The organism is Methanogenium sp. MK-MG, assembly GCF_009914725.1.
GTDB lineage: Archaea > Halobacteriota > Methanomicrobia > Methanomicrobiales > Methanomicrobiaceae > Methanogenium.
This window is the reverse complement of sequence record NZ_JAAAWJ010000110.1, coordinates 1-4,525: the sequence shown is the minus strand read 5'-3', so window position 1 is coordinate 4,525 and position 4,525 is coordinate 1. Positions and strand designations below refer to the sequence as shown.

5 protein-coding genes are annotated in these 4,525 nt (G+C 45.5%); 2 read left to right on the top strand and 3 right to left on the bottom strand.

What is annotated here, in order from left to right; all coding sequences use genetic code 11:
• Positions 1–59: 59 nt before the first annotated feature.
• Positions 60–245, bottom strand: coding sequence for a type II toxin-antitoxin system Phd/YefM family antitoxin (locus MKMG_RS10705; RefSeq protein ID WP_165077881.1), 186 nt, complete (start codon positions 243–245; stop codon positions 60–62).
• Positions 246–344: 99 nt separating this feature from the next.
• Entirely contained in the window at positions 345–1,193 is an 849-nt protein-coding gene (locus MKMG_RS10700; RefSeq protein WP_165077879.1) for a DUF6398 domain-containing protein, read from the bottom strand.
• 191 nt (positions 1,194–1,384) lie between these two features.
• Between MKMG_RS10700 and MKMG_RS10695 the strand changes: the two genes are divergently transcribed.
• On the top strand, positions 1,385–2,563 hold the full coding sequence (locus MKMG_RS10695; RefSeq protein WP_165077878.1) for an ATP-binding protein: 1,179 nt from the start codon (positions 1,385–1,387) through the stop codon (positions 2,561–2,563).
• Between the two features lie 223 nt (positions 2,564–2,786).
• Positions 2,787–2,939, top strand: a complete 153-nt coding sequence (locus MKMG_RS10690) for a hypothetical protein (RefSeq protein ID WP_165077876.1) — start codon at positions 2,787–2,789, stop codon at positions 2,937–2,939.
• 214 nt (positions 2,940–3,153) lie between these two features.
• Here MKMG_RS10690 and MKMG_RS10685 read toward each other — a convergent pair whose 3' ends face one another.
• Entirely contained in the window at positions 3,154–4,248 is a 1,095-nt protein-coding gene (locus MKMG_RS10685; RefSeq protein WP_165077875.1) for a Fic family protein, read from the bottom strand.
• Between the last annotated feature and the right edge of the window lie 277 nt (positions 4,249–4,525).

Below are 4,525 nucleotides of genomic sequence, written 5' to 3'. Positions count from 1 at the left end.
TGTGTCAATCTTCCTCAAATCCTTTTCAACACCGGATTTAAATTCAACCGAATATTTATTCATAAATTACTTCCGAGCCGTTTTTTCATCTCATGTAAGGTATGGGTATTTTCATTCTTTCTCTCTGCAATAACAGCAAGGTCATGCAAATCTTCCTGCATTTGCTGATATTCTGAAAATGGCAGAATTACGGATATTTTGTTCCCTTTTTCATCGACGATATATTGTTGTGGTGAAGACTGCATGAGTCAGTATCATGTTCAGGGCAATATATATATTTCTGAAGTGGCTGTAAAAAGAAAGACCTCGTTCCCCGTCAGCTACCATATCGAGGATATCCACTCTTATTCTTCACACTCTGCGATATATTTTTTCAGGGCTGTTACCTTGTTCCGGACGGATGGGAGTTCGAGGTCAAAGAATTCACCGATATCCCTTGCCAGCGGAGAGCCACCCTTTGCCCGCCCGATGAGGCCTTCATCCCGGCATGCCGAATAGACGATGGCTGCACTCCAGAGAATGTCATCTCCACGTGACAGCGGTGTTTTCAGATGGGCAGCAAGGTCTCTTACGATTTTCCTGCAGTGCTTCGCTATCATATCATCCTCAAACCGGGTGCAGAACTCTTCGCACCTGGTGAGGATCATCGTGTTCCGGATGTTGCCGGCTCCGGGCGCATTTACGCTTCCCTGTAAGAGATCATCGGGGGTGCTGCCTTCTTCGCCATCGATCCTGTCGTGATCTGTTTCCTTCCCGGAGATGCCACAGGAATACGACGGACGGGTGGTTTGTGCGATTAAACAGAGCAAACCTTCCGGAGGCATCACCGGTGTTGTGTCCAGTATCTTCAGTTCCAGTGCCGTCGGAGAATCTGAGTCGTAGTCGCAGGTGAATGAACTCCCGGGCCGGAGAAGGTCCGTGAGCGCTGCTGCCATGCCGTCGCCGGTGTTCATGCAGGTCTCTTTTCCGATGGTAGTAAAGGCACCGGGATGACTGCAGCATTCTGTCCAGACGTCGCGTATCAGGCAGTCAAGGTCGCTGAGCCGTGCATTGTGTCGCGCAAGAACCGCCAGCCAGCAGGCCGGATTATGCCTGTCCTGTATCCTGATGACGGATGATGGATATATTCCCGCGGGCCATCCGGATGATCGAAGACAGTTTCTGACGTGCCTCAGGGCCGCACTCTTACTCACTACTGCTCTGCACAGCAGGCAGGTACCAGGTCTGTTTTGTGGTTCCACTCCATACATGTTGGCTTTGACCAAAGTTTAACTGTATGTTATTGTCTCCCTGTGGAAGGCTTATTCCGGTATTTTACGCTCTGATTATAACGACAGGCATAACTTATAACAAATGAGTTACTAACAAATTAGTTAGGGATGTTATGGCGTTCACACTGAAACCCGTAAAAGGCAGGGGATTTGTCAACAGAACCAGACTGCTGGAAGAAATGGTTGCAGAATTAAAAGACAACAGATCAACCACGGGTTATGCGCTGTATGGAAAGAGAAGGATCGGGAAGACATCCATTTTGAAAGAAGTCCAGAGAATACTTGAACAGGAAGACGGAGTCGTGGTTGTCTACCTTTCTGTCTGGGATATTATCGGGTCCACCCTGACAGAATTCTGCCAGAGACTGAGTCTGGAAGTTATTGAAGCATACAGGCCGCACATCGGTTTAAAATACCGGACAAATGAACTGATCCGAACCCCTCTTGCCATGCTGAGACAGATTCTTGAGGAGACTGAACTAACAATTGTCTATAATGAGATTGAATTCCTTATCACCAGAAATAAGGATGCGGATGATGACGTGCTCATTGAGCATGCATTTAATATCTCTGAGAAACTGGGAGAAAAGGCAGGTATAAAATGTGTTCTCCTGATTGATGAATTTCCTTCCATCATTGATCTGAAAAGTAATAATCTGAAAGTCGGTGAGGCTGTTCTCAGGAAGATCCGGACACTGTTTGAGGACTGGGAGCGAACATCCCTGTGTATATCCGGTTCAATACGCAGCACCATGAACCTCGCAGTTCTGTCTTCAGGCTCTCCATTCTACCGGCAGTTGATCGTAAAAGAGATCAGTCCGCTCAAACAGGAGCATATCACCAGGCTATTGCTGCAGCATCTTGACATTTCGCAGGAAGGTATCAAAGAAATATATGATTTTTCTGCAGGAATACCATTTTATGTTCAGTTCATCGGTAAAATGCTTGAGAGAACTGAAACAATCACCCTGGATTCCATCAGAATGGCTGAGCGTGAATTTCTTGCAGAGGAAGGGAACATATTATTCAGAGAGGAATTTTATTCTCTGGGTCCAAAGGAGAGGCTGATTGTGCTGAGTATTGCCAGTGGTTGTCATGCACCAAAAGAGATGGCACATGCTTTAGAGGATAAAACGACCAATGTCAACCGGTTTCTGACATATCTGAGGGAGAAAGGGTATGTTTCAAAAAAAGAGACGGGCTATTATGTGCTGGAGGACCCGGTCTTTGAACGGTGGATGAAGGAGATCATTCTGGAGGCTGACACCGCAGGGGGATACCATCTAAACTGAAGACTGATATCAGAGAATCTTCAAACCGGAGGGCACATCTATTTTGCCGCTCCGCTTGTTTCGGCGTCAGCTGTCCAGTAATTATCCACATGTGCAGCAAAAAACAGGAATCCGGCCGAAGGAGGCGGGAAAATAAACGATCCCGTTTCCCTGCCGTCTGCCTGGTATCCGCTCTGATTCTTCCTCCACACCCTATGAGATATATTTTTTCAGCACGGATGCCTTGGACCGGACAGACGGAAGTCTCTGTGAAGAAGAGCCTGATTACTGTGACGAGACCTTTGGTTCCGTCCGGGAAGACTGGGAGAATGCTGTCGGTGATGCCGGGCGGGTGCATCAGCTCGCCTGCTTTATTGAGGAAAAAGAACTGTTGTGAGCGGTATATCCGGTGATTTTCTGCCTGGCTGCAACATCCTGTTCCATTACAGACAACTGGATCTGCATGTATTCTCTTACACGCAAAATAATTTGTATGTAACAAAACCCCGTTCTATTACAGACAACCGGATCTGCATGTATTCTCTTACATGCAACTGAATTTGCATGTAACAAAACCCCGTTCCATTACAGACAAAAACGAATAGTATTATTCAGATTATTGCCAGCAGGTCTGAAAATTCATAAACAGAGGGATTCTGGCCTCTTCTCTCTTTCCGGACAGATATCACCGAATTTTTCTTTAACGACATGATGATTTTCTGCCCGCTGTCATATGGGATACCAGAATCCCTGACAAAATCATTAATGGTAAAGATCGGCCGGGTAAAGAGAGCATCAATCACCTGAACCGAATATTTTGATTTCAGAATTTCGGGAACCGCATTTTTCATAACAGCATATAACGCAATGATTTTATTTGCTTTTCCGGCATTCTCATTTGCCTGGTGCTCAACTCCACGAAGGAAAAAATCAATCCAGCCATCCCAGTCATTATCTTTAGAAAGTGCAAGAAGGCGGTGGTAATATTCTTCACGATTCTGGTCAAAGAACCCGCTGATATAAAACATCGGTGATGATATGAGATTCTTGTTATACATGATTAAAGGAATCAGCATTCTTCCAACACGCCCGTTTCCGTCAGAGAACGGATGAATCAGCTCAAACTGGCCTTTCAAAATTGCAATCTGAACAATTGGATCCTTCTCTTCGCTGTCCAGATACTCCTCCCAGTTATTCAGATATTCCCATACAAGTACAGGCGGTGGAGGAACATACGTCGCTTCTTCAATAGAACAGCCGGGAGGCCCGATCCAGTTTTGCCATGACCTGACTTCACCGGGTTCTTTATTTTTGCCCCTGACTCCGTCAAGCAGTTTTTTGTGCAGGGATTTTATAACCGGTATATACAGATGTCTGATTTCCAGCTCAGAAGTTGCCATCTGAATTGCCTCCCGGTAATTGTTTACCTCCTGTATATCCGCTTTTTTTGATTCGGAAAGATCTATTTTCAGATAACCTTCGGATGCCAGGATTTCCTCAAGTGTTGTTACCATACCCTCAATACGGGATGAAATAATTGCTTCCTCAGTTATCAGGGGAGAGAGCAGTACTTCGGGGTTTACTATTCCCCGGAGTATCCCGTCATACCTCGCAAGAGCAGCATTGGACCTTCCGATAAGGGAAACATGCCTTATCCAGTCGATATTATCCTGAGGCAGCATTTTGGGGTAAAAAATTGTACCCATCACAGATCTCCATTACTACTGTATTTCTCATACACAATTACCTTTAAGTTTTTTATAAATTAAGCGTAAAACCCCTTGGTCTTTAGCCAAGGGGATGTAAGCGTGGACATAGATCTAATTAAATATCTTCTTTGCCAATATGGTATTAATTGATTGCGAGAACCAAGTAATCATTTCACCTTTGGAACGAGGGGTTGGGCCTGTGAACTCATGGACAACAGTCTGGGGAATGAAGCAGGAAGCCTCTGGGTCTTTAGCCCAGAGGTAGTTCACGGGT

What these genes read in the sequence shown, in the direction of transcription:
- MKMG_RS10695 (WP_165077878.1), top strand. Translation starts at nt 1,385, where the DNA reads ATGGCGTTCACACTGAAACCCGTAAAAGGCAGGGGATTTGTCAACAGA.
- MKMG_RS10685 (WP_165077875.1), bottom strand. Translation starts at nt 4,248, where the DNA reads ATGGGTACAATTTTTTACCCCAAAATGCTGCCTCAGGATAATATCGAC.
- MKMG_RS10705 (WP_165077881.1), bottom strand. Translation starts at nt 245, where the DNA reads ATGCAGTCTTCACCACAACAATATATCGTCGATGAAAAAGGGAACAAA.